The sequence below is a fragment of the Cupriavidus sp. Agwp_2 genome (assembly GCF_040784895.1).
Taxonomy (GTDB): Bacteria; Pseudomonadota; Gammaproteobacteria; order Burkholderiales; family Burkholderiaceae; genus Cupriavidus.
This window is the reverse complement of the sequence record NZ_CP088083.1, coordinates 1,175,512-1,197,153: the sequence shown is the minus strand read 5'-3', so window position 1 is coordinate 1,197,153 and position 21,642 is coordinate 1,175,512. Positions and strand designations below refer to the sequence as shown.

Annotated in this window: 22 protein-coding genes; 11 read left to right on the top strand and 11 right to left on the bottom strand. The window is 67.3% G+C overall.

Features of this window, described 5'->3' with window-relative positions:
- Window positions 1-11 precede the first annotated feature (11 nt).
- From ppk2 to LPA45_RS05565, 4 genes are all read left to right on the top strand, one after another.
- Entirely contained in the window at window positions 12-1,127 is a 1,116-nt protein-coding gene (gene ppk2, locus LPA45_RS05580) for a polyphosphate kinase 2 (protein WP_317924561.1), read from the top strand.
- A 63-nt stretch (window positions 1,128-1,190) separates the two neighbouring features.
- Window positions 1,191-1,625, top strand: coding sequence for a universal stress protein (locus tag LPA45_RS05575; RefSeq protein WP_116317662.1), 435 nt, complete (start codon window positions 1,191-1,193; stop codon window positions 1,623-1,625).
- 237 nt (window positions 1,626-1,862) lie between these two features.
- Window positions 1,863-4,553, top strand: a complete 2,691-nt coding sequence (gene mutS, locus LPA45_RS05570) for a DNA mismatch repair protein MutS (RefSeq protein ID WP_367395013.1) — start codon at window positions 1,863-1,865, stop codon at window positions 4,551-4,553.
- Window positions 4,550-5,584, top strand: coding sequence for a metallophosphoesterase (locus LPA45_RS05565; RefSeq protein ID WP_317925797.1), 1,035 nt, complete (start codon window positions 4,550-4,552; stop codon window positions 5,582-5,584). The genes mutS and LPA45_RS05565 overlap by 4 nt, the downstream gene beginning before the upstream one ends.
- 81 nt (window positions 5,585-5,665) lie before the next feature.
- Here the strand turns inward: LPA45_RS05565 and LPA45_RS05560 are convergent, their stop codons facing one another.
- The gene (locus LPA45_RS05560; RefSeq protein ID WP_116317659.1) at window positions 5,666-6,193 is read right to left on the bottom strand and encodes a peptidylprolyl isomerase; all 528 of its coding nucleotides are present in this window, start codon (window positions 6,191-6,193) and stop codon (window positions 5,666-5,668) included.
- An 11-nt stretch (window positions 6,194-6,204) separates the two neighbouring features.
- Here LPA45_RS05560 and LPA45_RS05555 point away from each other — a divergent pair, with 11 nt between their 5' ends.
- Together LPA45_RS05555 and LPA45_RS05550 are read left to right on the top strand one after the other, a co-directional pair.
- On the top strand, window positions 6,205-7,410 hold the full coding sequence (locus tag LPA45_RS05555; protein WP_317925798.1) for a cupin domain-containing protein: 1,206 nt from the start codon (window positions 6,205-6,207) through the stop codon (window positions 7,408-7,410).
- Window positions 7,411-7,608: 198 nt separating this feature from the next.
- Window positions 7,609-7,854: a hypothetical protein gene (locus LPA45_RS05550; RefSeq protein WP_116317657.1), complete on the top strand. Its 246-nt coding sequence runs from the start codon at window positions 7,609-7,611 to the stop codon at window positions 7,852-7,854.
- A gap of 88 nt (window positions 7,855-7,942) precedes the next feature.
- Here the strand turns inward: LPA45_RS05550 and LPA45_RS05545 are convergent, their stop codons facing one another.
- The 7 genes from LPA45_RS05545 to LPA45_RS05515 all read right to left on the bottom strand — a co-directional run bounded on the left by LPA45_RS05545 (window position 7,943) and on the right by LPA45_RS05515 (window position 13,955).
- Window positions 7,943-8,731 carry an MBL fold metallo-hydrolase gene (locus LPA45_RS05545; protein ID WP_317925799.1) on the bottom strand — a complete coding sequence of 263 codons (789 nt, stop codon included), beginning with the start codon at window positions 8,729-8,731 and terminating at the stop codon, window positions 7,943-7,945.
- A 72-nt stretch (window positions 8,732-8,803) separates the two neighbouring features.
- Complete coding sequence (gene bamC, locus LPA45_RS05540; RefSeq protein ID WP_317925801.1) at window positions 8,804-10,036, bottom strand: outer membrane protein assembly factor BamC; 1,233 nt, start codon at window positions 10,034-10,036, stop codon at window positions 8,804-8,806.
- Between the two features lie 48 nt (window positions 10,037-10,084).
- Window positions 10,085-10,969: a 4-hydroxy-tetrahydrodipicolinate synthase gene (dapA, locus tag LPA45_RS05535; RefSeq protein ID WP_317925802.1), complete on the bottom strand. Its 885-nt coding sequence runs from the start codon at window positions 10,967-10,969 to the stop codon at window positions 10,085-10,087.
- A gap of 137 nt (window positions 10,970-11,106) precedes the next feature.
- Complete coding sequence (locus LPA45_RS05530; RefSeq protein WP_116317653.1) at window positions 11,107-11,697, bottom strand: bifunctional 2-polyprenyl-6-hydroxyphenol methylase/3-demethylubiquinol 3-O-methyltransferase UbiG; 591 nt, start codon at window positions 11,695-11,697, stop codon at window positions 11,107-11,109.
- 10 nt (window positions 11,698-11,707) lie between these two features.
- Window positions 11,708-12,373 carry a site-2 protease family protein gene (locus LPA45_RS05525; RefSeq protein ID WP_116317652.1) on the bottom strand — a complete coding sequence of 222 codons (666 nt, stop codon included), beginning with the start codon at window positions 12,371-12,373 and terminating at the stop codon, window positions 11,708-11,710.
- 84 nt (window positions 12,374-12,457) lie between these two features.
- Window positions 12,458-13,081 (bottom strand): L-threonylcarbamoyladenylate synthase, encoded by a 624-nt coding sequence (locus LPA45_RS05520; RefSeq protein ID WP_317925804.1) that lies wholly within the window; start codon window positions 13,079-13,081, stop codon window positions 12,458-12,460.
- A 28-nt stretch (window positions 13,082-13,109) separates the two neighbouring features.
- Complete coding sequence (locus LPA45_RS05515) at window positions 13,110-13,955, bottom strand: 3',5'-nucleoside bisphosphate phosphatase (RefSeq protein ID WP_116317650.1); 846 nt, start codon at window positions 13,953-13,955, stop codon at window positions 13,110-13,112.
- A gap of 192 nt (window positions 13,956-14,147) precedes the next feature.
- Between LPA45_RS05515 and LPA45_RS05510 the strand changes: the two genes are divergently transcribed.
- Window positions 14,148-15,230, top strand: a complete 1,083-nt coding sequence (locus tag LPA45_RS05510) for an NAD(P)/FAD-dependent oxidoreductase (RefSeq protein ID WP_233527961.1) — start codon at window positions 14,148-14,150, stop codon at window positions 15,228-15,230.
- A 14-nt stretch (window positions 15,231-15,244) separates the two neighbouring features.
- Here the strand turns inward: LPA45_RS05510 and LPA45_RS05505 are convergent, their stop codons facing one another.
- On the bottom strand, window positions 15,245-16,138 hold the full coding sequence (locus LPA45_RS05505) for an alpha/beta fold hydrolase (protein ID WP_317925806.1): 894 nt from the start codon (window positions 16,136-16,138) through the stop codon (window positions 15,245-15,247).
- Window positions 16,139-16,282: 144 nt separating this feature from the next.
- On the opposite strand from LPA45_RS05505, the gene LPA45_RS05500 reads away from it, so the two are divergent.
- Complete coding sequence (locus LPA45_RS05500) at window positions 16,283-18,022, top strand: acyl-CoA synthetase (RefSeq protein WP_317925807.1); 1,740 nt, start codon at window positions 16,283-16,285, stop codon at window positions 18,020-18,022.
- On the opposite strand, the gene LPA45_RS05495 is transcribed toward LPA45_RS05500, so the two are convergent.
- On the bottom strand, window positions 18,019-18,873 hold the full coding sequence (locus tag LPA45_RS05495; RefSeq protein ID WP_317925809.1) for a ferritin-like domain-containing protein: 855 nt from the start codon (window positions 18,871-18,873) through the stop codon (window positions 18,019-18,021). The two genes, LPA45_RS05500 and LPA45_RS05495, sit on opposite strands and share 4 nt — an antisense overlap.
- A 147-nt stretch (window positions 18,874-19,020) precedes the next feature.
- Between LPA45_RS05495 and LPA45_RS05490 the strand changes: the two genes are divergently transcribed.
- From LPA45_RS05490 to LPA45_RS05480, 3 genes are all read left to right on the top strand, one after another.
- Window positions 19,021-19,545: a gamma carbonic anhydrase family protein gene (locus tag LPA45_RS05490; RefSeq protein ID WP_063238435.1), complete on the top strand. Its 525-nt coding sequence runs from the start codon at window positions 19,021-19,023 to the stop codon at window positions 19,543-19,545.
- 42 nt (window positions 19,546-19,587) lie between these two features.
- Window positions 19,588-20,595 (top strand): Hsp33 family molecular chaperone HslO, encoded by a 1,008-nt coding sequence (locus LPA45_RS05485; protein ID WP_116317645.1) that lies wholly within the window; start codon window positions 19,588-19,590, stop codon window positions 20,593-20,595.
- Between the two features lie 136 nt (window positions 20,596-20,731).
- Complete coding sequence (locus LPA45_RS05480; RefSeq protein WP_317925811.1) at window positions 20,732-21,160, top strand: hypothetical protein; 429 nt, start codon at window positions 20,732-20,734, stop codon at window positions 21,158-21,160.
- Between the two features lie 36 nt (window positions 21,161-21,196).
- Here LPA45_RS05480 and ftsB read toward each other — a convergent pair whose 3' ends face one another.
- On the bottom strand, window positions 21,197-21,538 hold the full coding sequence (gene ftsB, locus LPA45_RS05475; protein WP_010808995.1) for a cell division protein FtsB: 342 nt from the start codon (window positions 21,536-21,538) through the stop codon (window positions 21,197-21,199).
- Between the last annotated feature and the right edge of the window lie 104 nt (window positions 21,539-21,642).

The following is a 21,642-nucleotide window of genomic DNA, read 5'->3' as shown; positions in this document are numbered from 1 at the left end:
GAGGACCGCAGATGACCGATCGCGACACGCCTGCCGCCAACCCCCGCACCCCTTCGCAGGCCCGTAGCCGCCCTGCCGCACGCGGCGATGTACTGCCGACCAATACTGCCCTGTCCGCCGAGCGCAATGAAGTCAGCGGCGCCGTCGACGCTGCCGTGCAGGTGGCCGCCAGCAGCATGCAGGACATTCTCGCCAGCCGCGCCGGCCAGGGCGCCAGCATGCTCGACGCCATGCGCACGCTGCTCGACGGACTCGCTCCGGATGAGGCCGCGCAGCTGCGCAGCCTCATCCTGGAGGGCGACCCCGGTGCCTGGCAGGCGGGCCGCCGGCGCCATCCCGACGACGAACTCGCGGCCGGCTGGCGCGACGGCGCCTACCCGTACCAGAACCTGATGTCGCGCCGCAATTACGAAAAGCAGAAATACCGCCTGCAGGTCGAGTTGCTCAAGTTCCAGGCCTGGGTGCGCGAGACCGGGCAGCGCGTGCTGATCCTGTTCGAAGGCCGCGACGCGGCCGGCAAGGGCGGCACCATCAAACGCTTCATGGAACACATGAACCCGCGCGGCGCGCGCGTCGTGGCACTGGAAAAGCCGACGGAATCCGAACGCGGCCAATGGTATTTCCAGCGGTACGTGCAGCACCTGCCGGCCGCCGGTGAAATCGTGCTGTTCGACCGCTCCTGGTACAACCGCGCCGGCGTCGAGCACGTGATGGGCTTCTGCTCCCCGCGCGAGTACCAGGACTTCCTGCAGCAGGCGCCTGAGTTCGAGCGCCATCTGGTGCGCAGCGGCATCCACCTGTTCAAGTTCTGGTTCTCGGTCAGCCAGAAAGAGCAGCGCCGCCGCTTCCGCGAGCGCGAGATCCACCCGCTCAAGCAGTGGAAGCTCAGCCCGGTCGACATTGCTTCGCTCGACAAATGGGACGAATACACGCACGCCAAGGAGGCGATGTTCGCGCATACCGACACCGCCGACGCACCCTGGACCGTGATCCGCTCCGATTGCAAGAAGCGCGCGCGGCTGAATGCGCTGCGCTTCATCCTGTCGCGCTTTCCGTATGCCAACCGGGACACCACCGCCATCGGCCAGGCCGATCCGCTGATCGTCGGGCGCGCGCTGGCCAACTGATTCCTGGCGGCAACGCAGGACGCCGCCCCAACCCTCTCGTCTCCCTCACCTGAAAAGGACGTTATGTTCAAGCACATCCTGCTCCCCGTCGACGGCTCCGAGCTTTCGCACAAGGCCGTTTCCGCAGCCATCCAGTTTGCCCGCACCGCGGCGGCGCGGCTCACGCCCTATATGTGCGTGGAGAGCTATCCCTATGTGCTGTCCAGCGACAGCTCGCACGAAAAGCGAGAGGTGTACCAGCAGCGCGTGGAAGCCGAGGCGCGCCAGGAACTCGCCAAGGTCGAGAGCGCGGCCGCGCTGGCCGGCGTGCCCTGCACCGGCCACGTCTCCAGCGCCTCGGTACCGTACCAGGGCATCATCCATGCCGCCAGGGAACTGGGCTGCGATGTCATCTTCATGGCATCGCACGGGCGCAGGGGCCTGAGCGGGCTGCTGCTGGGCAGCGAAACGCAGAAAGTGCTGACCCATAGCGACATCCCGGTGCTGGTGTTCCGCTGATCGGCGGCCGGCACGCGCATCGCCCTGTTCGCGGCACATCGGCGCGGCACATCGGCGGCGGCACCGTGCTGTACCATATCGCCCATATTCGAAAACGCCCCTTCGTGCCGCGGCCACAGGCCGCCGGACCAGCGCCCGGCCGCCCCCGCGGGGGCGCTTTTCCGGGACACGCAAGGCGGCGCTCCGAGCGGATCGGGCGGCACAACGCAGGCCCACCGCCAGACAGGCTAAATGGCAATGGGATTGCAGAAGAAAACCGACCCTGAACAGGCACAGGCAGACGCCGCAGGCAGCCGCCACACGCCCATGATGCAGCAATATTTGCGCATCAAGGCAGACCACCCCGACACCCTGCTGTTCTACCGCATGGGTGACTTCTACGAGCTGTTCCACGACGACGCCGAGAAGGCCGCGCGCCTGCTCGACATCACGCTGACCGCGCGCGGCGCCTCGAATGGCGTGCCGATCCGGATGGCCGGCATTCCCTTCCATTCGGCGGACCAGTACCTGGCCCGACTGGTGAAGCTGGGCGAGTCGGTGGCGATTTGTGAGCAAATCGGCGATCCCGCCACCAGCAAGGGGCCGGTGGAGCGCAAGGTAGTGCGCATTGTCACGCCGGGCACGCTGACCGACGCGGCGCTGCTGCCGGACAAGGTGGACACCTTCCTGATGGCGGTGCACCAGCAGACCACGCGGCGCGGCATCAGCAAGACGGGTCTGGCGTGGCTGAACCTGGCCAGCGGCGAATTGCGCCTGATGGAGTGCGAGGTTGCGCAGCTGGGCCGCGAGCTGGAGCGCATCCGCCCGGCCGAGCTGCTCTATGCCGACGGTATCGACCTGCCGGCGCTCGATTGCGCGCGCACGCGCCTGCCCGAATGGCACTTCGACCAGGACGCCGGTTCGCGCCGCCTGCGCGAGCAACTGGGCGTGGCCAGCCTAGATCCATTCGGTTGTGCCGGGCTGGGCGCTGCGATCGGGGCCGCCGGCGCGCTGTTGAACTACGCCGCCACCACGCAGGGCCAGTCGCTGCGTCATGTGCAGGGCCTGAAAGTCGAGCGTGAATCGGAATACATCGGCCTGGATTCGGCCACGCGCCGCAACCTGGAGCTGACCGAGACCCTGCGCGGCGGCGAGTCGCCGACACTGTTCTCGCTGCTGGATACCTGCTGCACCACGATGGGCAGCCGCGCGCTGCGTCACTGGCTGCACCACCCGCTGCGCGACCCGGCCGTGCCTCAGGCGCGGCAACAGGCCATCGGCGTGCTGATCGACCAGGGCACCGATACGCTGCGCGCCGCGCTGCGCCGGCTGGCCGACGTCGAGCGCATCACCTCGCGGCTCGCGCTGCTGAGCGCGCGCCCGCGCGACCTGTCCTCGCTACGCGATACGCTGCGAGCGCTGCCCGACGTGCAGGCCTGCATCCGCGACGAACAGGACAGCGCGCTGCTGGCGCAGACGCTGCAGGATCTGGCCGTGCCGCAGGCGTCCCTGGACCTGCTGGTGCGCGCGGTCGCAGAAGAACCCGCCACCGTGGTGCGCGACGGCGGCGTGATCGCACGCGGCTACGACACCGAACTCGACGAGCTGCGCGATATTTCCGAGAACTGCGGCCAGTTCCTGATCGACCTGGAAGCGCGCGAACGCACGCGCACCGGCATTGCCAACCTGCGCGTCGAGTTCAACCGCGTGCACGGCTTCTATATCGAGGTCACCAATGGCCAGGCCGACAAGGTGCCTGACGACTACCGCCGCCGCCAGACGCTGAAGAACGCCGAGCGCTACATCACGCCCGAACTGAAGTCGTTCGAGGACAAGGCGCTGTCGGCGCAGGACCGCGCGCTTGCGCGCGAGAAGCAACTCTACGACGGCCTGCTGCAGTCGCTGCTGCCGCATATCGGCGAGCTGCAGCGCGTGGCCGGTGCGCTGGCGCGCCTCGACGTGCTGGCGGCACTGGCCGAGCGCGCGCAGACGCTCGACTGGTCCGCGCCCGAACGCGTGCGCGAGAACGTGATCGATATCGTGCAAGGTCGCCACCCGGTCGTGGAAGGCCAGCTGGCGGCGGAATCGGTGGCGTTTATCGCCAACGACTGCCAGCTCAACGAAGCGCGCAAGCTGCTGCTGATCACCGGCCCCAACATGGGCGGTAAGTCGACCTTCATGCGCCAGACCGCGCTGATCGTGCTGCTGGCCTGCGTGGGCGCCTACGTGCCGGCGCGACGCGCCATGATCGGCCCGATCGACCGCATCTTTACCCGCATCGGCGCTGCCGACGACCTGGCGGGCGGGCGCTCCACCTTCATGGTGGAGATGACTGAAGCCGCCGGCATCCTGCATCACGCCACGCCGTCGTCGCTGGTGCTGATGGACGAGATCGGCCGCGGCACGTCCACCTTCGACGGCCTGGCGCTGGCGTGGGCGATCGCGCGCCACCTGCTGTCGCACAACCGCAGCCATACGCTGTTCGCGACCCACTATTTCGAGTTGACGCAGTTGCCGCAGGAATTCCCGCAGGCCGCCAACGTGCACCTGTCGGCGGTGGAGCACGGCGACGGCATCGTGTTCCTGCACGCGGTGCAGGACGGCCCTGCCAGCCAGAGCTATGGCCTGCAGGTGGCGCAACTGGCCGGCGTGCCGCAGCCGGTGATCCGCGCCGCGCGCAAGCACCTGGCGTGGCTGGAACAGCAATCGTCCGATGCCACACCGACGCCGCAACTCGACCTGTTTGCCGCGCCGACGGTGCCGGACACCGAAGACGAGGACAACGACTATACGATGGCCGTGCCGCAGCCGGCCGCACTGGCACCGGAGCATGCCGCGCTGATCGACACGCTGGCAGACCTGGACCCGGACAGCCTGACGCCGCGTGCCGCGCTCGATGCGCTGTACCGGCTCAAGGCGCTTGCAGGCGAGGCGGTCGGCACGGCATGAACGCCACGCGCCGGCACACTGGCCGGATCCTCGCCGCGGCATTGCTGCTGTGCGCGGCCAGCACCGCGTGGCCGGCACCGGCCGGTCGCGGCAGCAAGCCTGCGCCCAAGCCAAAGGTGATCCGCATCGCGCTGATCGCCGACCTGCCGCAATGGCCTGCCGCCGAAGCCAACGCCACCGCCCTCCTCGACAGCTTTGCCGAACGTAAGCTCGACTTCGTGATCCACGCCGGCGGCATCAAGGGCGATACCGAAGCCTGCAGCGACTCGATCCTGACCAGCCGCCAGCAGCTGCTGGCCCAGTCGCCGTTGCCACTGCTCTATGTGCCCGGCGAAACCGACTGGGCCGAATGCCGGCTCCCGGTCAATGGCAAGTTCGACGCGGTCGAGCGGCTGAACCGCCTGCGCGAGCTGTTCTTCCCCGAAGACGCCACGCTGGGCCAGCATCCGCGGCCGGTGTTGCGGCAGTCCGACCAGGCCCTGTTCCGCACCTTCCGCGAGAACGTTCGTCTCGCCCTGGGCGACATCCTGATCGTCGGCCTGAACGTGCCTGGCGACAACAACCACTTCCGCAACGAGGGCGGGCGCAACAGCGAGTTCGAAGACCGGCGCGAGGCCAACCGGCAGTGGCTGGCGCGTGCATTCTCGCTGGCGCGGCAGCGCGACATGAACGGCATCGTCGTGGTGGCCCATGCCGATCCGCAATTCGCCAACGGCTGGGAAAAGAAAGGCCGCCCGACGCTGCTGGACGGCTTCATGCGCCACCGCACGCGCGACGGCTACCTGGAGTTCAAGCGGCAACTGCGCGACCTGAGCGCGCGTTTTCCCGGCCAGGTGCTGCTGGTGCATGCGGGCGAGAATGGCTTCGGCATCGACAAGCCGCTGCGCGACAGCGCAGGCAAGGTGCTGCAGAATTTCACGCGCGTCTCGCTGCCGAACAACACGATGGCGCAATGGACGGAGCTCGTGATCACTCCGAACGCGGCGGCGCCGTTCTCGATATCGCTCAGGGACGCACCAACCACGCCCTGAGCTGCCGGGCCCGCGCTGGGCTCGCGCCAATGAAAAAAGCCGGCTGAGCCGGCTTCCTTCATGGACCACGCAGGCGCTGGATCAGTGCAGCGTGCGCGGGGTATCGTCGTCCTCGTCCTCGTCCACCACCTCGACGCCCGAGGCGCCGTGGGCGTGGCCATGCTCGATTTCCTCGGCGGTGGCTTCGCGAACTTCGGAGACCTTCAGCCAGAAGCGCAGCGCCATGCCGGCCAGCGGGTGGTTGCCGTCCAGGACCACCTTGTCTTCGGCCACGTCGGTCACGGTGTAGATGACGGAGTCGTCTTCATCGCCGTCCTCGGGCATGCCTTCGAACTGCATGCCGACTTCCAGCGGCTCCGGGAAGCGGTCGCGCGGTTCGACCTTGACCAGCTCAGCATCGTAGTCGCCAAAGGCATCTTCGGGCTCGAGCTGCAGTTGGGTCTCGAAGCCGGCGTCATGGCCGTCGAGCGCTTCCTCGATCTTGGGGAACGTGCCATCATACCCGCCGTGCAAATAGACCATGGCTTCATCTGACTCCTCGATCAGATTGCCTTGCGTGTCCGACAGCTTGTACATCACGGACACTACCGTGTTCTTAGCGATTTTCAATTCTTGACTCCATGAACGATTCCGCATTATACGCGCAGGCCCTGCCCCCTGGCCCCGTCGATCCAGACACTCCGCTCGACCTGCTTGGTGGCATGACGCCGGCTGCATTCATGCGGGATGTCTGGCACCGCAAGCCTCTGCTGATTCGACAGGCGGTACCCGGAATCGTGCCGCCTGTGTCGCGCGATGCGCTTTTCGACCTTGCCGATCGCGACGAAGTCGAATCGCGCCTGGTGACGCACTTCCGCAATCGCTGGAAGCTCGAACATGGTCCATTTGCGCGCGAAAACCTACCTTCCGTCAAGACCCGTCAGTGGACTTTGCTGGTTCAGGGCGTGAACCTGCACGACGCCGCCGCCGCGGAACTGATGGGACGCTTCCGCTTCGTGCCCGACGCGCGGCTGGACGACCTGATGATCAGCTACGCATCGGACGGCGGTGGGGTCGGTCCGCACTTCGACTCCTACGACGTGTTCCTGCTGCAAGTCTCGGGCCGGCGCCGCTGGCGCATCTCGTCGCAGACCAGCCTCGAGCTGGTCCCCGACATGCCGCTGAAGATCCTTGCCGATTTCAGCACAGAAGAGGAATGGGTGCTGGAGCCGGGCGACATGCTGTACCTGCCGCCGCAGTACGCCCACGACGGCGTGGCCGAGGGGGAATGCATGACCTGCTCGATCGGCTTCCGCGCCCCGGCCTACCGTGAACTGGCCGGGCACTTTCTCGCCTGGCTGTCAGAGACGGTGGAAGACAACGAAGACCTGACCGGGCGTTACGCCGATGCCGGCGAACGTGCGGCGACCAAGCCCGCGCAACTGCCCGCCGGCATGGCCAAGGCAGTCGCCGAACGGCTCAAGGCACTGCAATGGAATACGCAGATGGTGTCGGAATTCCTTGGCTCGCATCTGTCCGAACCCAAGCCCGGAGTTGAATTCGCCGAAATAGCCGACCTGCCACAGCGCCGTTATGAGAAACTTGCGGCCCACCATGGCGTTGTTCTTGCGTCCGCCTCGATCGCACTTTACGACCGGAACAATTTCTTCCTCAATGGCGAAGCCTACGAGCCGCCAGCCGAATTGATGCCGTGGCTGAAAAAGCTGGCCGATAATCGCCACCTTAGTGGCGACGATGTTAGCGCATGTGCCAGCCTTCCCGACCTGATGGAGACATTTCATCACTGGACGCAGGAGGGATGGCTACAATTGGGCCCCCTGCTGTAATAATGCGTAACATTGCAATTCAGCAAATTTCGGCGCTACACAAGCCGGGAAAACGCGGATATAATCGTCGGCTGGCTAGTACTGCGGACCACTGCATTGTCGGCACCCGGGAGGGCCTTTATTTTGCAGTTCAAGAGCGATAATTACCGGTAATTATTCATCGCCTGTTTTTCGTTATTACAAGTTAAAGGACGAACAATGAAGAAGTCTCTCCTGATCGCATCGCTGCTGGCCGCTGTTGCCCTCGCCGCTTGCGGCAAGAAGGAAGAACCGGCTGCTCCGGCCGCTGACACGGCTGCTCCGGCTGCCGCCGCTCCGGCTGCTGAAGCTTCGGCTCCGGCTGCTGAAGCCCCGGCTGCTGCTGCCGCTGCTGACGCTTCGGCCCCGGCTGCTGACGCCTCGGCTCCGGCTGCTGACGCTTCGGCTCCGGCCGCCAAGCAATAATCGCCAGCAGTACTCGGTTCCGACCGATAAAAAAACCGGCCTTCGGGCCGGTTTTTTTATCGGCGCTGCAAAGCGCATCGTGCGCCGATCAGGTGCGCACCGTCTGCCAGTCCAGACCCAATTCCTGATCCGCCACCAGCACCTCCGACGGCAGTGCGCCCAGTGCAGCCGCCAGCGCGCCCGTAGCCAATTCGCGCGTGTTGTTTTGCTTGCTCAGGTGCGCCGCCACGACCCGGTTCAGGCCCGCATGCGCGACCTGCACGAGGATGCTCGCGGCCACCTCGTTGGCCAGATGGCCGAAGTCACCGCCAATTCGCCGTTTCAGCGATGCCGGATAGACTGAGTTGCGCAGCATCTCGCGGTCGTGGTTGCACTCCAGCACCAGCGCGTCGACACCTGACAGGCGCGCCGTCACATAGGGCGTTTCCATGCCCGCGTCGGTCAGCACGCCCAGCCGCGACTGGCCATCGGACAGCACGAACTGCAGCGGCTCGCGCGCGTCGTGCGGCACCGTGTACGGCATCACCTGGACGCCGCCGATGGCAAAGGCGTGGTCGGCGCCGCACACACGCACATCGGCGACATCGGCGCCGCGCATGTGCGAGGTCGCAAGCCAGGTTCCGTGACTGGTGTAGACCGCCAGCCGGTGCCGCGCCGCAAAGGCGTAGGCAGAACCGACATGGTCGCCATGCTCGTGCGTGACCAGCACGGCGTCGAGTTGGTCCGGCGTGACACCCAGGCGCTCCAGGCGCCGGGTGGTCTCGCGGATGCCGAAGCCGCAGTCCAGCAGCACGCGCGTGGTGGTGGTGTCTTCGCGGGATTCGATCAGCAGCGAGTTGCCCTCGCTGCCGCTGCCAAGGAAGGCGAAGCGCATCATGGCCGCGCCCTCCCCGCCATGCAGTTGGCAGGCCGGCCAGGACAGCCGGCGGTGGAGCCGGTCACCGCCGGCTCAGTGCAGTTGCTCGTCGAGCAGCGACAGGATGCGCTTGCCGATTTCGCCGTTCTCCGGCTGGCCAGCATCGTTGAGCACCGTCACCAGCGTGCCGCTGCCGGTGCCCTTGAGCGCCACGCGGTACTTCTTGGCGGTCTTGGGATCGTCCGGCTTCGTGAACAGCTTGGAGAAGAAGCCACGGTTGTCCACGTTGGTGCGCGGATCGACGTAGCGCACGTAGTACAGGCCCTGCGCGCGGTCGCGGTCTTCGATGGTGAAGTTGACGCGATCCAGCGACAGGCCGACCGAGCGCCAGGCGCGGTCGAACGGCTCAGGCAGTTGCAGCGCCGGGGCGCCATTGACCTGGGCCAGGTAAGACTTCTGCGCAGCGCCGCCGGCTGCAGCGGCCGTGGCGCCCGCTGCGCCAGCCGCAGCCGTATCAGCCGTCGCCGCGCTGCTGCCAGCCGCCGCCGGGTTCTTGGCCATGCGGTCGGCCTGTTCCTTCTGCACGCCCAGGCGTTGCGCCAGGCGCGACAGGAATTCGGCTTCCAGCTCGGGGTCCGCCGGACGCGGGGTCCAGACGGTGCTGGACTTGTCGATGCCGGTCAGCTGCTCCTGCGCGCCGCGGTGGCTGATGAACACTTCCAGCGTGCCATTCTGCGAGCGCTCGACGCGGGTGCGGAACTTGTCGCGCTCGGAGGTCGAGTACAGGCCGTCGAACACCTTGCCGATGGTATTGCGGATGATGTCCTGCGGTATCTTGGCGCGGTTCTCGGCCCAATCGGTTTCCATGATGCCGGTCTCGGGCGAGTCCTGCACCAGCAGGAAACCGCTTTCCTGCCAGAAGCCGCGCAGCTGCTGCCACAGCTGGTCGCCGCGCATGCCGTTGCTGATCACCAGCCAGCGCTGGTTGCCGTCACGCTCCATGCGGATGCCCTGCGCCGAGGGCAGTACGTTCTCGGTCGGGGATTGCTCGCGCACCTTGGTGGCCTGGCTGTAGGTCGACAGCGTCGAGGTGCCGTTCGCATCGGGCACCGAGTAGCGGCGGTCGCCTTCCAGCTTGGTCAGGTCCGGCGGGATGTCCAGCGTTGGCGTGCGCTTCGACGCCGACGACTTGTAGTCGATCTTGTCGGGCTGCATCGCTTCATTGATGCTGCTGCAGCCGGTGATCACGCCCGCGGCCAGCACGGGCACAACCAGGGCGGCGCGGCGGACTTGCGTCGCGCCGCGGCGGTTAAGCTTCGATTTCATTGACACGCAATCCTAGTTGAGGGAGCGACAGCAAGACGCCGCGGTAAATCAGGCCAGCAGGCCGGCGGCGGCCAGTGCCTTGCGTACGGTTTCGTGGTTGGATTCCGACAGCGGGGTCAGCGGCAGGCGGATACCGCCGGCCATCTTGCCCATCTGCTGCAGGGCCCACTTCACCGGGATCGGATTGGCTTCGACAAACATGGCCTTGTTCAGTCCGATCAGTTCCATGTGCAGGCGGCGCGCGGTGACGACGTCGCCCTTCAGTGCCGCCGCGCACATCTCGTGCATCTTGCGCGGGGCCACGTTCGCCGTGACCGAGATATTACCCTTGCCGCCCAGCAGGATCAGCGCGACCGCGGTGGGATCGTCGCCGCTGTAGATGGCAAAGCTCTCCGGCGCGTCGTTGATCAGCTGCGCGGCCCGGTCGATATTTCCCGTGGCTTCCTTGACGCCGACAATACCCGGCACCTGCGCCAGGCGCAGGATGGTGTCGTTGCTCATGTCGGCAACGGTGCGGCCCGGGACGTTGTACAGCAGCACCGGCAGTTCCGCCGCTTCCGCGATGGTGCGGAAATGGCGGTACATGCCTTCCTGGGTCGGCTTGTTGTAGTACGGCACAACCTGCAGCGATGCGTCGGCACCCACCTTCTTCGCGAAGGCGGTCAGCTCGATGGCTTCCTTGGTGGAATTGCCGCCGGTGCCAGCGATGATCGGGATGCGCTTGCCGGACTGTTCGACGGCCACGCGGATCAGTTCGCAGTGTTCCTCGACGGAAACCGTCGGGGATTCACCGGTCGTGCCGACGATCACGATGCCATCGGTGCCCTCGGCGACGTGCCAGTCGACCAGTGCGCGCAGGGCCGGGAAATCCAGGCTGCCGTCCTCATGCATCGGAGTAACGATGGCGACGATGCTGCCGGTAATCTGTGTCATAACGTTAAGGAATTCGGGATGCGAATAACGGGATTGTACCGGAACCGCAGGCGGCTTCGACCGCCGGCGGGGCAGGGGTTGATACCAACTGTTTCAACGTGTGCAGCGGGATTCTCGCCGACAGCGAAAGCGCACTTTCAGGGGTCTAGCCGGTAGCGTGCCGGGGTGGCCGCATCCAGCGCCGCGGCGGCCTCGCGCACCGCACACAGGCGCTGCACGAAGGCTGTTTTCGGCACTTCCTGCACACCGTCTTCATAAGCGATGACGCGCAGGCCGTGCGTGCGCGCCACTTCAAGCAATTCGCCGGGGCACAGCAGAAAATCCGGCCGCGACGGCTTGCCGACGGTTTCGTTGCCGGCTGCGAAGGTCTCGTACAGCCACACCCCGCCCGGCGCCAGCGCGCCGGCCAGGTGCGGCCAGAGCGGCCGGTGCAGGTAGTTGGTGACGACGATGGCGTCGAACGGCGCCTCGTCCGCCAGCGGCCAGGCGCCCTGCTCCAGGTCGGCCACGCGGCCGGTCACGCCGGCCGGCAGGCCGGCGATGGCGCCGGCATCGCGATCGACCGCCAGCACCGCATGGCCACGCGCGGCGAGCCAGGCGGCATGGCGGCCACTGCCACAGGCCAGGTCGAGAATGCGGGCGCCGGGACGCAGCAGGTGCGCCCAGCGGGTGACCCACGCGGACGGAGCGGACAAGCCGGCGTGCGGCGCGACTGGGACGTCGGTCATGGCGCCCCCGTCAGTGCAGCAGCATCACGACCGGGCGCAGCATCAGCTCGATCAGCGACATCAGCACGTTGACCACCGGCGTCATCCAGATGGTGGTGATCACGCCCGCGGCGACCAGCGCCAGCACGACAAAGATGCCGTAGGGCTCGATGCGCGACACGCCGCGCGCGATTCCCTGCGGCAGCAACGCGGTCAGCACGCGGCCACCGTCCAGCGGCGGCACCGGGAACAGGTTGAAGGCGGCCACCACCAGGTTGACACGCACCCCCGCCAGCGCCATTTCGCCGAAGAAGGGTTCGCGCACGCCGCCCCAGGTCAGGCCGATCGCCAGCAGCACCCAGACAAAGGCCTGCACCACGTTGCTGGCGGGACCTGCCAGCGCCACCCACATGCCATGCCAGCGCGGGTTGCGCAGGCGCTCGAACACCACCGGCACCGGCTTGGCGTAGCCAAACACGAACTGGCCGCTGGTCATGATGTAGAGCAGCAGCGGTACCGCGATGGTGCCGATCGGGTCGATATGGCGGATCGGGTTCAGGCTGACGCGCCCGAGCGAATAGGCCGTGCTGTCGCCAAACACCTTGGCCACATAACCGTGCGACGCCTCATGCAGCGTGATGGCGAACAGCACCGGCAGGGCATAGACCGCGAAGGTCTGGATAAGGGAGGAATCCATGACGGCTATTGTAACGGGCCGCCGGCTTGCCAGGCACACGGCCGCGCCCCTGTGGCGGCGGCGCAGCGCACGCTTGGAGCCCGCTCAGAGTCCAAAAAGCGAGATATCGCCGCGGCCAGCGCGCACCAGTTCGGGCTCGCCGCCGGTGAGGTCGATCACCGTGGTCGGCTGCGCCGGCGCCGGGCCGCCGCAGACCACCAGGTCGAGCTGTTTTTCCAGCCGGGCGCGGATTTCCGCCGGGTCGTTGAGCGGCTCGTCGTCGCCGGGCATCTGCAGCGTCGCCGTGATCAGCGGCTCGCCGGTCTCGCCCAGCAGCGCCAGCGGGATGGCGTGGTCGGGCACGCGCATGCCGATGGTCTTGCGCGCCGGGTGCGACAGGCGCCGCGGCACTTCCTTGGTGGCTTCCAGGATAAAGACGTACGGCCCCGGCGTGGCGCCCTTGATCCAGCGGTACTGGCGGTTGTCGACGCGGGCGAAGTTGCCCAGCTCGGACAGGTCGCGGCACATCAGTGTCAGGTGGTGGCGGTCGTCGATGTCGCGCAGCCGGCGCAGGCGCTCGACCGCATGCTTGTCGTCGAGCTGGCAGGCGAGCGCGTAGCTGGAATCGGTCGGCAGCGCGATCAGTCCGCCCTTCTGCAGGATCTGCGCGGCCTGCTTGATCAGGCGCGACTGCGGGTTGAGCGGATGGATCTCGAAGTACTGGGACATGCAGGGCGCCTTTCGTTGGGCTGGCGGGTTACCAGTCGTGCCAGACCGGCGTGACCGTGGACGGCAGCGGTGGCAGCGTGCCGAGCTCGACCCGGCCTTCGCCGGGCCCATGGAAATCCGAGCCGCGCGAAGCCAGCAGCCCGTAGTGCCGCGCCACATCGGCATAGCGGCGGTACTGGTCCGGCGTGTGGCTGCCGGTCACGACCTCGACCGCGCCGCCGCCGAGCGACTTGAACTCATCGAACAGCGCATCGTGCTGGGTAGCGGTGTAGTGGTAGCGGCCGGGGTGCGCCATCACGGCGATGCCACCGGCGGTGCGGATCCAGCCAACGGCTTCGGACAGGCTCGCCCAACGGTGGCCGACATAGCCGGGCCGGCCCTCGGACAAGTACTCGCTGAACACGTCGCCGATGGTGGCGCAGTGGCCCTGGTCGACCAGCCAGCGCGCGAAATGGGTGCGCGAGATCAGGTCCGGGTTGCCGACATACCGCAGCGCGCCCGCGTAGGCGTCGCCGATGCCGACCTTGGCCAGCGCCTCGCCGATATCGCGGGCACGCCGGGCACGCCCGGAACGGGTATCGGTCAGGCCATCGATCAGCTCGGGGCAGAACGGGTCGATCTGCAGGCCAACGATATGCACGGTCTGCCCGGCCCAGGTCACCGAGATCTCAACACCCGGCACATAGCGCATGCCGAATTCCTCGGCCGCGGCGCGCGCCGCGGCTTGCCCGCCGACCTCGTCATGGTCGGTCAGCGCCCAGTATGCAACGCCCGCATCGCGCGCGATTTCCGCTACCGCGCGGGGCGACAGCGTGCCGTCGGACACGGTGGAATGGCAGTGCAGGTCGGCGTTGATGGCGTGGGCGTTTTGCATGGGGCTCATTCTACTCCTGTCGACCCTTGCCTGCGTGGCGCCGGAGGCTTGCCGGAGGGGCTCCGGCGCGCGTGCCAAAGCCCTGCCGGCAACGCTGGCGTCGCCGGGAAACGGGCTGGCGCGGGGTATAGTCGGGCTTTGCACCATCTTCCGCGGGCCGTCCGTGCCCGCGCCCTGTCCATCATGTCCGCCATGTCCACCGACAACGCCACCGCCGCCACGCCCGCCGTCACCACCACCGACGTCCTGATCGTGGGCGCCGGCCCGGTCGGGCTGTTCGCCGCCTTCCAGGCCGGCGTGCTCGGCCTCAAATGTGAACTGATCGACGTGCTCGACCGCGCCGGCGGCCAGTGCACCGAGCTGTATCCGGAAAAGCCGATCTACGACATCCCCGCCGTGCCGGGCTGCCTGGCGCAGGACCTGGTTGACCGGCTGCTGGAGCAATGCGCGCCGTTTGCCTTCCCGATGCACTTCGGCCAGCGCGCCGAGAGCGTGTCCGAAATCCCCGGAGTGCCCGCGCAGGACGGCCACCCTGCCCACTCGCGCCTGCTGGTCACCACCGATGGCGGCAAGCGCTACGATGTCGCCGCGGTGCTGGTCTGCTCCGGCGCGGGCGCGTTCGCGCCGCAGCGCGTATCGCTGCCCGAAGCCGCGGCGCTGGAAGACCGCCACGTGCACTACGCCGTGCGCGATGTATCGCACTTTGCCGGCAAGCGCGTGATCGTCGCCGGCGGCGGCGACTCGGCGCTGGACTGGGCGCTGGCGCTGCGCAAGGTGGCCGCCCGCGTGACGCTGCTGCACCGGCGCGAAGGCTTCCGCGCCGCCGACGGCACCGTGGCCGAGATGCGCGCCGCGGTGGCGGCCGGCGAGATGGACTTCGTGGTCGGCATGCTGGGCGCGCTGCGCATCGACGGCAATGCACTGGCCGAAGTGGAAGTGCGCACCCGCGACGGCAGCCAGGCGCTTCCCGCCGACGAACTGGTGGCGCTGTACGGCCTGGTGTCCGAGCCCGGCCCGATCGCGCAGTGGGACATGGACATGCGCGCCGGCCGCATCCTGGTCGACACCACCACGTATGAAAGCTCGCGCCGCGGCATCTTTGCCGCGGGCGACATCGCCTTCTATCCCAACAAGCAGAAGCTGATCCTGTCAGGCTTCCATGAAGCCGCGCTGGCGCTGCGCCGCGCGTATCACTACGCCTTCCCGGAAAAGGCGCTGGTGCACGTGCACACCAGCAACAACGCCGCGCTGAAGGAAAGGCTCACGCACGCCTGAGCGCGGTCGCCGGCTTAACGACAGAACGACTCGACCAGCTCCGCCACCGCGGCCGGCTGGTCGTGATGCAACATGTGGCCGGCGTCGTCGATCACCGCTTCACGGAAATCGCGGAAGGCGCGGAAACGCTCCTTGAATTCGTCGATGCTCTGCTTGTGGGCGATATGGCGCAGCGTCTCCGAATCGCGCGCTTCCACATGCAACACCGGCGCGCTGACCTGCTCCCAGATCGCCATCACTTCGTCGAGCCGGTACAGCGTCGGATTGACCAGCTTGTGCGCCGGGTCGCCCAGGATTTCCCAGCGGCCGTCCGCATTCCGGCGCGACCAGTGCGCGGCCAGGAACGCGGCGCGGTCGTCCGGCAGGCGCGGGTTGGTCTTCTGCAGGCGCGCCGCCACGCCGCCAACGCTGTCGTACGTCTTCAGCTCCGTACCGATGCGCAACTCGTCAAGCCAGCGCGCATAGCGCTTGGGCGCATGCGCCGGCCCTCTCGCCGTCATGCCGAAGCCTTCCAGGTCCACCACGCGGCGCACGCGTTCGGGACGGATGCCTGCGTACAGGCAGATCACGTTGGCACCCATGCTATGGCCGACCAGGTCCACCGGCCCTTCCGGCTGGTAGTAATCGAGCAGCGCCTCCAGGTCGGCGAGGTAGTCGGGAAACCAGTACGACTGCGTGCCGGGATAGCGCGAAGGCCAGTCGGTCTCGCCAAAGCCGCGCCAGTCGGGTGCGATCACATGCCAGTCGCCGTGCAGGTGGTCGACCAGGAACTGGAACGAAGCGGCCACGTCCATCCAGCCGTGCAGCATGAACAGCTTGCGCGCACCGGGCGTGCCCCAGTGGCGCACGTGGTAGCGCAGCCCGCGCAACGTGATAAATTCAGACCGCGAGGTTTCCTTGATTGTCATTGTCTCCACCCTGGCGTCGGGGTCTTCCTGCCAGCGTGGGCCGGCAAAAGGGAAGCCCCGACAAAATAGAACGATCGTTCGCTTGCAGGCATTATAGCGGCCAGCGCCATTTGCAGCTTGCCGCAGACCTTCTGGAGACCTTGGATGGCCGCAGCTGCCTTGCCGGCAAGCCGGCGCGACGACTACCACGCGCTGTACGAATCCTTCCGCTGGGAAATCCCCCCGAACTTCAACATTGCCGAAGCCTGCTGCGGCCGCTGGGCGCGGGATCCGGCAACCATGGACCGCATCGCGGTCTATACCGAGCACGAAGACGGCCGGCGCAACGCGCATACCTTCGCCTATATCCAGGCCGAGGCCAACCGGCTTTCGGCGGCGCTGCGCGGCCTTGGCGTGGCGCGCGGCGAACGCGTGGCGATCGTGATGCCGCAGCGGATCGAGACCGTGATCGCCCATATGGCGATCTACCAGCTGTGCGCGATCGCGATGCCGCTGTCGATGCTGTTCGGGCCGGAGGCATTGGCCTACCGCATCGCGCACAGCGAAGCCTGCGTGGCGATCGCCGACGAAACCTCGATCGACAACGTGCTTGCCGCGCGCCCGGAATGCCCGGCGCTGGCCACCGTGATCGCCGCCGGCGATGCGCACGGCCGCGGCGACCACGACTGGGACGTGCTGCTGGCAGCGCAGCTGCCTGCCTTCACCGCCGAGCAGACCAAGGCCGACGAGGCCGCCGTGCTGATCTACACCAGCGGCACCACCGGCCCGCCCAAGGGCGCGCTGATCCCGCACCGCGCGCTGGTCGGCAACCTGACCGGCTTTGTATGCTCGCAGAACTGGTATCCGCAGGACGACGACGTGTTCTGGAGCCCGGCCGACTGGGCCTGGACCGGCGGGCTGTGGGATGCGCTGATGCCGGCGCTGTACTTCGGCAAACCCATCGTCGGCTACCAGGGCCGCTTCTCCGCCGAGCGCGCCTTCGAGCTGCTCGAACGCTACGCCGTCACCAACACCTTCCTGTTCCCGACCGCGCTCAAGCAGATGATGAAGGCGTGCCCCGAGCCGCGGCAACGTTATGACATAAAGCTGCGCGCCTTGATGAGCGCCGGCGAAGCGGTTGGCGAAACCGTGTTCGGCTGGTGCCGCGACGCACTCGGCGTGATCGTCAACGAGATGTTCGGCCAGACCGAGATCAACTACATCGTCGGCAACTGCACCGCGCAGAACGACGACGAGCGCCTGGGCTGGCCGGCGCGGCCCGGCTCGATGGGACGCCCCTACCCCGGCCATCGCGTGCAGGTGATCGACGATGAAGGCCGTCCGTGCGCGCCGGGCGAGGACGGCGAAGTCGCGGTCTGCGCCACCGATATCGCCGGGCACCCGGACCCGGTGTTCTTCCTCGGCTACTGGAAAAACGAGGCGGCGACCGCGGGCAAGTACGTCGAGCGCGACGGCCTGCGCTGGTGCCGCACCGGCGATCTTGCGCGCATCGATGCCGACGGCTACCTGTGGTACCAGGGCCGTGCCGACGACGTGTTCAAGTCCTCGGGCTATCGCATCGGGCCGAGCGAGATCGAGAACTGCCTGCTCAAGCATCCCGCGGTGTCCAACTGCGCGGTGGTGCCCTCGCCCGATCCCGAGCGCGGCGCGGTGGTCAAGGCCTTCGTGGTGCTGACGCCGTCGGTGGCGCGCTCGTTCGACGGCGACTCGGCGCTTATCGCAGAACTGCAGGCGCATGTGCGCGGGCAACTCGCGCCGTACGAGTATCCGAAGGCAATCGAGTTCATCGACCAGTTGCCGATGACGACCACCGGCAAGATCCAGCGGCGGGTGTTGCGGTTGCTGGAGGAAGAGCGGGCGGCGCAGCGCCGGCAGTCTGCCTAGCCGGCCGACGCCTCCAGCCACGCCAGCTCATCCTCGTCGAACCCGGCCGCACGCCGCGCATCGAGATTGAACGGCCCGCGCAGCTTCGGCGCACGGTACTGCTCGGCCAGTTGCGCATAGGTAGCCACCGGCTCCAGCTTGCGCTGCGCGCACAGCCAGCGGTACCAGTGGTTGCCGATCGCTACATGCCCGACCTCGTCGCGCAGGATGATATCGATGATCGCCGCGGCGGCATGGTCCCCGGCGCCGGCCAGTTTGGCGCGCACCGGCGGCGAGGCATCGAGCCCGCGCGCTTCCAGCGTGCGCGGCACCAGCGCCATGCGCGCCAGCACGTCGCCGGCGGTCTTGTCGGTCATCTCCCACAGGCTGTTGTGCGCGGGAAAATCGCCGTAGGCCGCACCCAGCGTGCCCAGATGGTCGGCCAGCAGCGTGAAATGCAGCGCTTCTTCGTCGGCCACGCGCAACCAGTCGCGGTAGTAGGCCGGTGGCATGCCGGCAAAGCGCCACACTGCATCCAGCGCGAGGTTGATGGCGTTGAATTCGATATGGCACAGTGCGTGGATCATCGCCGCGCGGCCGGCGGGCGTGTGCAGCGAGCGGCGCCGTTCGACGCCCTGCGGCGCCACCAGTGCCGGCCGCTCCGGACGTCCCGGGATGATATGGCCCCCGTCGGCATCGATCGCCTCGTCCGCACGCAGCGCTCCATCGGACAGCGCCATGGCATCGCGGTACAACGCCCGCGCGGCGCCGGCCTTTTCGCGCGGATCGGTCATGCACAGCACCACCAGCGCGCGATGGCGCGGCGAAAGTGACGGATCAGGCAAAGCGGTGGCGGGTGTTTTTTCTGGCATGGGCGTAAAATCCGGACTGCCGCCATTGTAGGGCCTCGCCGGCACCCACCCGCGTGCCTGGCCATGCAGTTCCCCACAGACCCGCTGACTCTTTAAAGTCCGGCGGCAACCCCCATTTCAACACAAGCCTTTCGTGCAGGAGACCTCATGGCGCTTTACCAGCTCGGCGACGTCAAGCCCAATATCGACAGCGAAGCCTACGTGGCCCCGGAAGCCACCGTCATCGGCAACGTGACCCTCAAGTCCCGCGCCAGCGCCTGGCCCGGTGTCGTGATCCGCGGCGACAACGAGCCGATCGTGGTGGGGCATGACACCAATATCCAGGAGGGCTCGGTGCTGCACACTGACCCGGGCTGCCCGCTGACCCTGGGCGACAAGGTCTCGATTGGCCACCAGGCCATGCTGCACGGCTGCACCGTCGGCGAAGGCTCGCTGATCGGTATCCAGGCCGTGGTGCTGAACCGTGCCGTGATCGGCAAGGAATGCCTGGTAGGCGCTGGTGCCGTGGTCACCGAGGGCAAGGTCTTCCCGGACCGCTCGCTGATCCTGGGCGCGCCGGCCAAGGTGGTGCGGCAGCTGACCGACGAGGACGTCGCCAACCTGTACCGCAACGCCGAGACCTACGCCTCGCGGCAGGCCATGTACAAGCAACAGCTCAAGCGGATCGGCTGAACGCAAGCCGCGGCGGCACCCATCGAATTACCGACAGACAACGTGACTCAGACTACCCCCACCACCCCCGACACCCTGCAGAAGTTCCTGTTCGACGCCGCCCCCGTGCGCGGCGAACTGGTGCGCATGGAAGCCACCTGGCAGGAAGTGCTGGGCCGCCACAGCTACCCCACGCCGGTGCGCCGGCTGCTGGGCGAGATGGTGGCCGCCGCGGCACTGCTGTCGGCCAACCTGAAGTTCAACGGCGCGCTGGTGATGCAGCTGCACGGCGACGGCCCGGTGCGCATGCTGGTGGTGGAATGCCTGTCCGACCTGTCGATGCGCGCCACCGCCAAGCTGGCCGAGGGCGCCGAGATTGCCGACGACGCCACGCTGGCCGACCTGGTCCATGCGCACGGCCACGGCCGCTTTGCCATCACGCTTGACCCGAAGGACAAGCTGCCGGGCCAGCAGCCGTACCAGGGCATCGTGCCGCTGGCGGATGAGCACGGCCCGCTGGCGTCGATCAGCGCGGTGCTGGAGCATTACATGAAGGCATCCGAGCAGCTCGACACGCGCCTGTGGCTGGCCGCCGACGACCGCGTCGCCGCCGGCATGCTGCTGCAGAAGCTGCCCTCCTACGGCGGTACGGCCAACGTGGGCGAGACCGGCGCTCCGCTGGCCAGCCATGCCAAGGCCCAGGACCTGGACACCTGGGACCGCGCGGTGCAATTGGGCACCACGCTCAAGGCCGAAGAACTGCTGGCCGAGTCGCCCGAGACGCTGCTGCGCCGCCTGTTCTGGGAAGACCTGCAGGACGCCGGCCTGCGCGTGTTTGAGCCGATGACGCCGCATTTCCATTGCTCGTGCTCGCGTCCCAAGGTGGCGGGCATGCTGCAGTCGCTGGGGCGCGAAGAGATCGAGAGCATCATCGCCGAACGCGGCAACGTGGAGATCCATTGCGATTTCTGCGGCCAGCGCTATGAGTTCGACCCGGTCGATTGCGCCCAGCTGTTCTCGGCCACCCACGTCGCCACCGGCGCCGGGGCTGGCGCGCACCAGCACCACTGAGGCGGCAAGCCACGGATTGATCCGTGGCGGCAACGTGAGCGGGGAATGAGAGCGGGAGCGGCGTAACGGAAACATCCGGCGCGCCGCCCTGTCCAACGGCTGTACGATCGCTGTGCCCGCGTGCCTGAGAACCGCCATGTCCGCCGAAGCGTCACTCCCCTTACCCGAATCCAGCGCCACGACAACGGCCGCCACGCGCAGCCGGATGCGTGGCGCTGTTGCATTGGCCGCGGCAGGCGCCCTGCTATTGGCCACTGGCTGCGCTGAGATCCCACGCGACGCCAACGGCTCGCCTCCGACGGCGCGGCTCGCGCCGAACGCCATGCCGCCGGCGCGGCTGACGCCCGAAGCGCGGCAAAAGCTCGATGCCCTGAACCAGGAGGTGCTGCGCGAACAGGCCGACGCCATCGCGCGACGGCAACAAGCCGAGGCGTACGCACGGGCATACGCCTATCCCAACACGAGCTGGAACCTGTTCTACGGGGGATGGGGCGGCGGCCACTGGGGTGGCGGCGTCAGCGTGGGGATGCCCGGCTACTGGGGCGGCTATCCGTACTGGTGGTGACGGCCAGGTGCCGCCCACAGCAAGACAGAATGTTGATCAGTGTCCGCCGCGCCCGGCGACGGAATTTGCCGGCGGCGGCAGCGGCGGCGTGGCGCTGACCTTGGGTGCCGGTGCCACGAACTGCACGAACACCTCGCCTTCCCGCACCATGCCCAGCTCATAGCGGGCACGTTCCTCGATCGCGCCGGTACCGTCCTGCAGGTCGGCAACTTCCCCTTCCAGCTTGGCGTTGCGCAGCTTGAGCGTCTGGTTGCGGGTACCTTGCTCGGTCAGCTGGCGGTTCAGGTCCCAGACGCGCAGCCAGCCACCCTTGCCCAGCCAGAGCGGATACTGGATCGCGAGTAGCAACACGAACAACAGCAACGAAATCAGACGCATGAAAGGTTGCGGACAAGAAATTCCGCACAATGATCTGCGAAGTCAGCCCGGAAGGCAATTGCCAGGCAGATTTCGATACAAAAACGGCGGTGGCCGGATGTAGA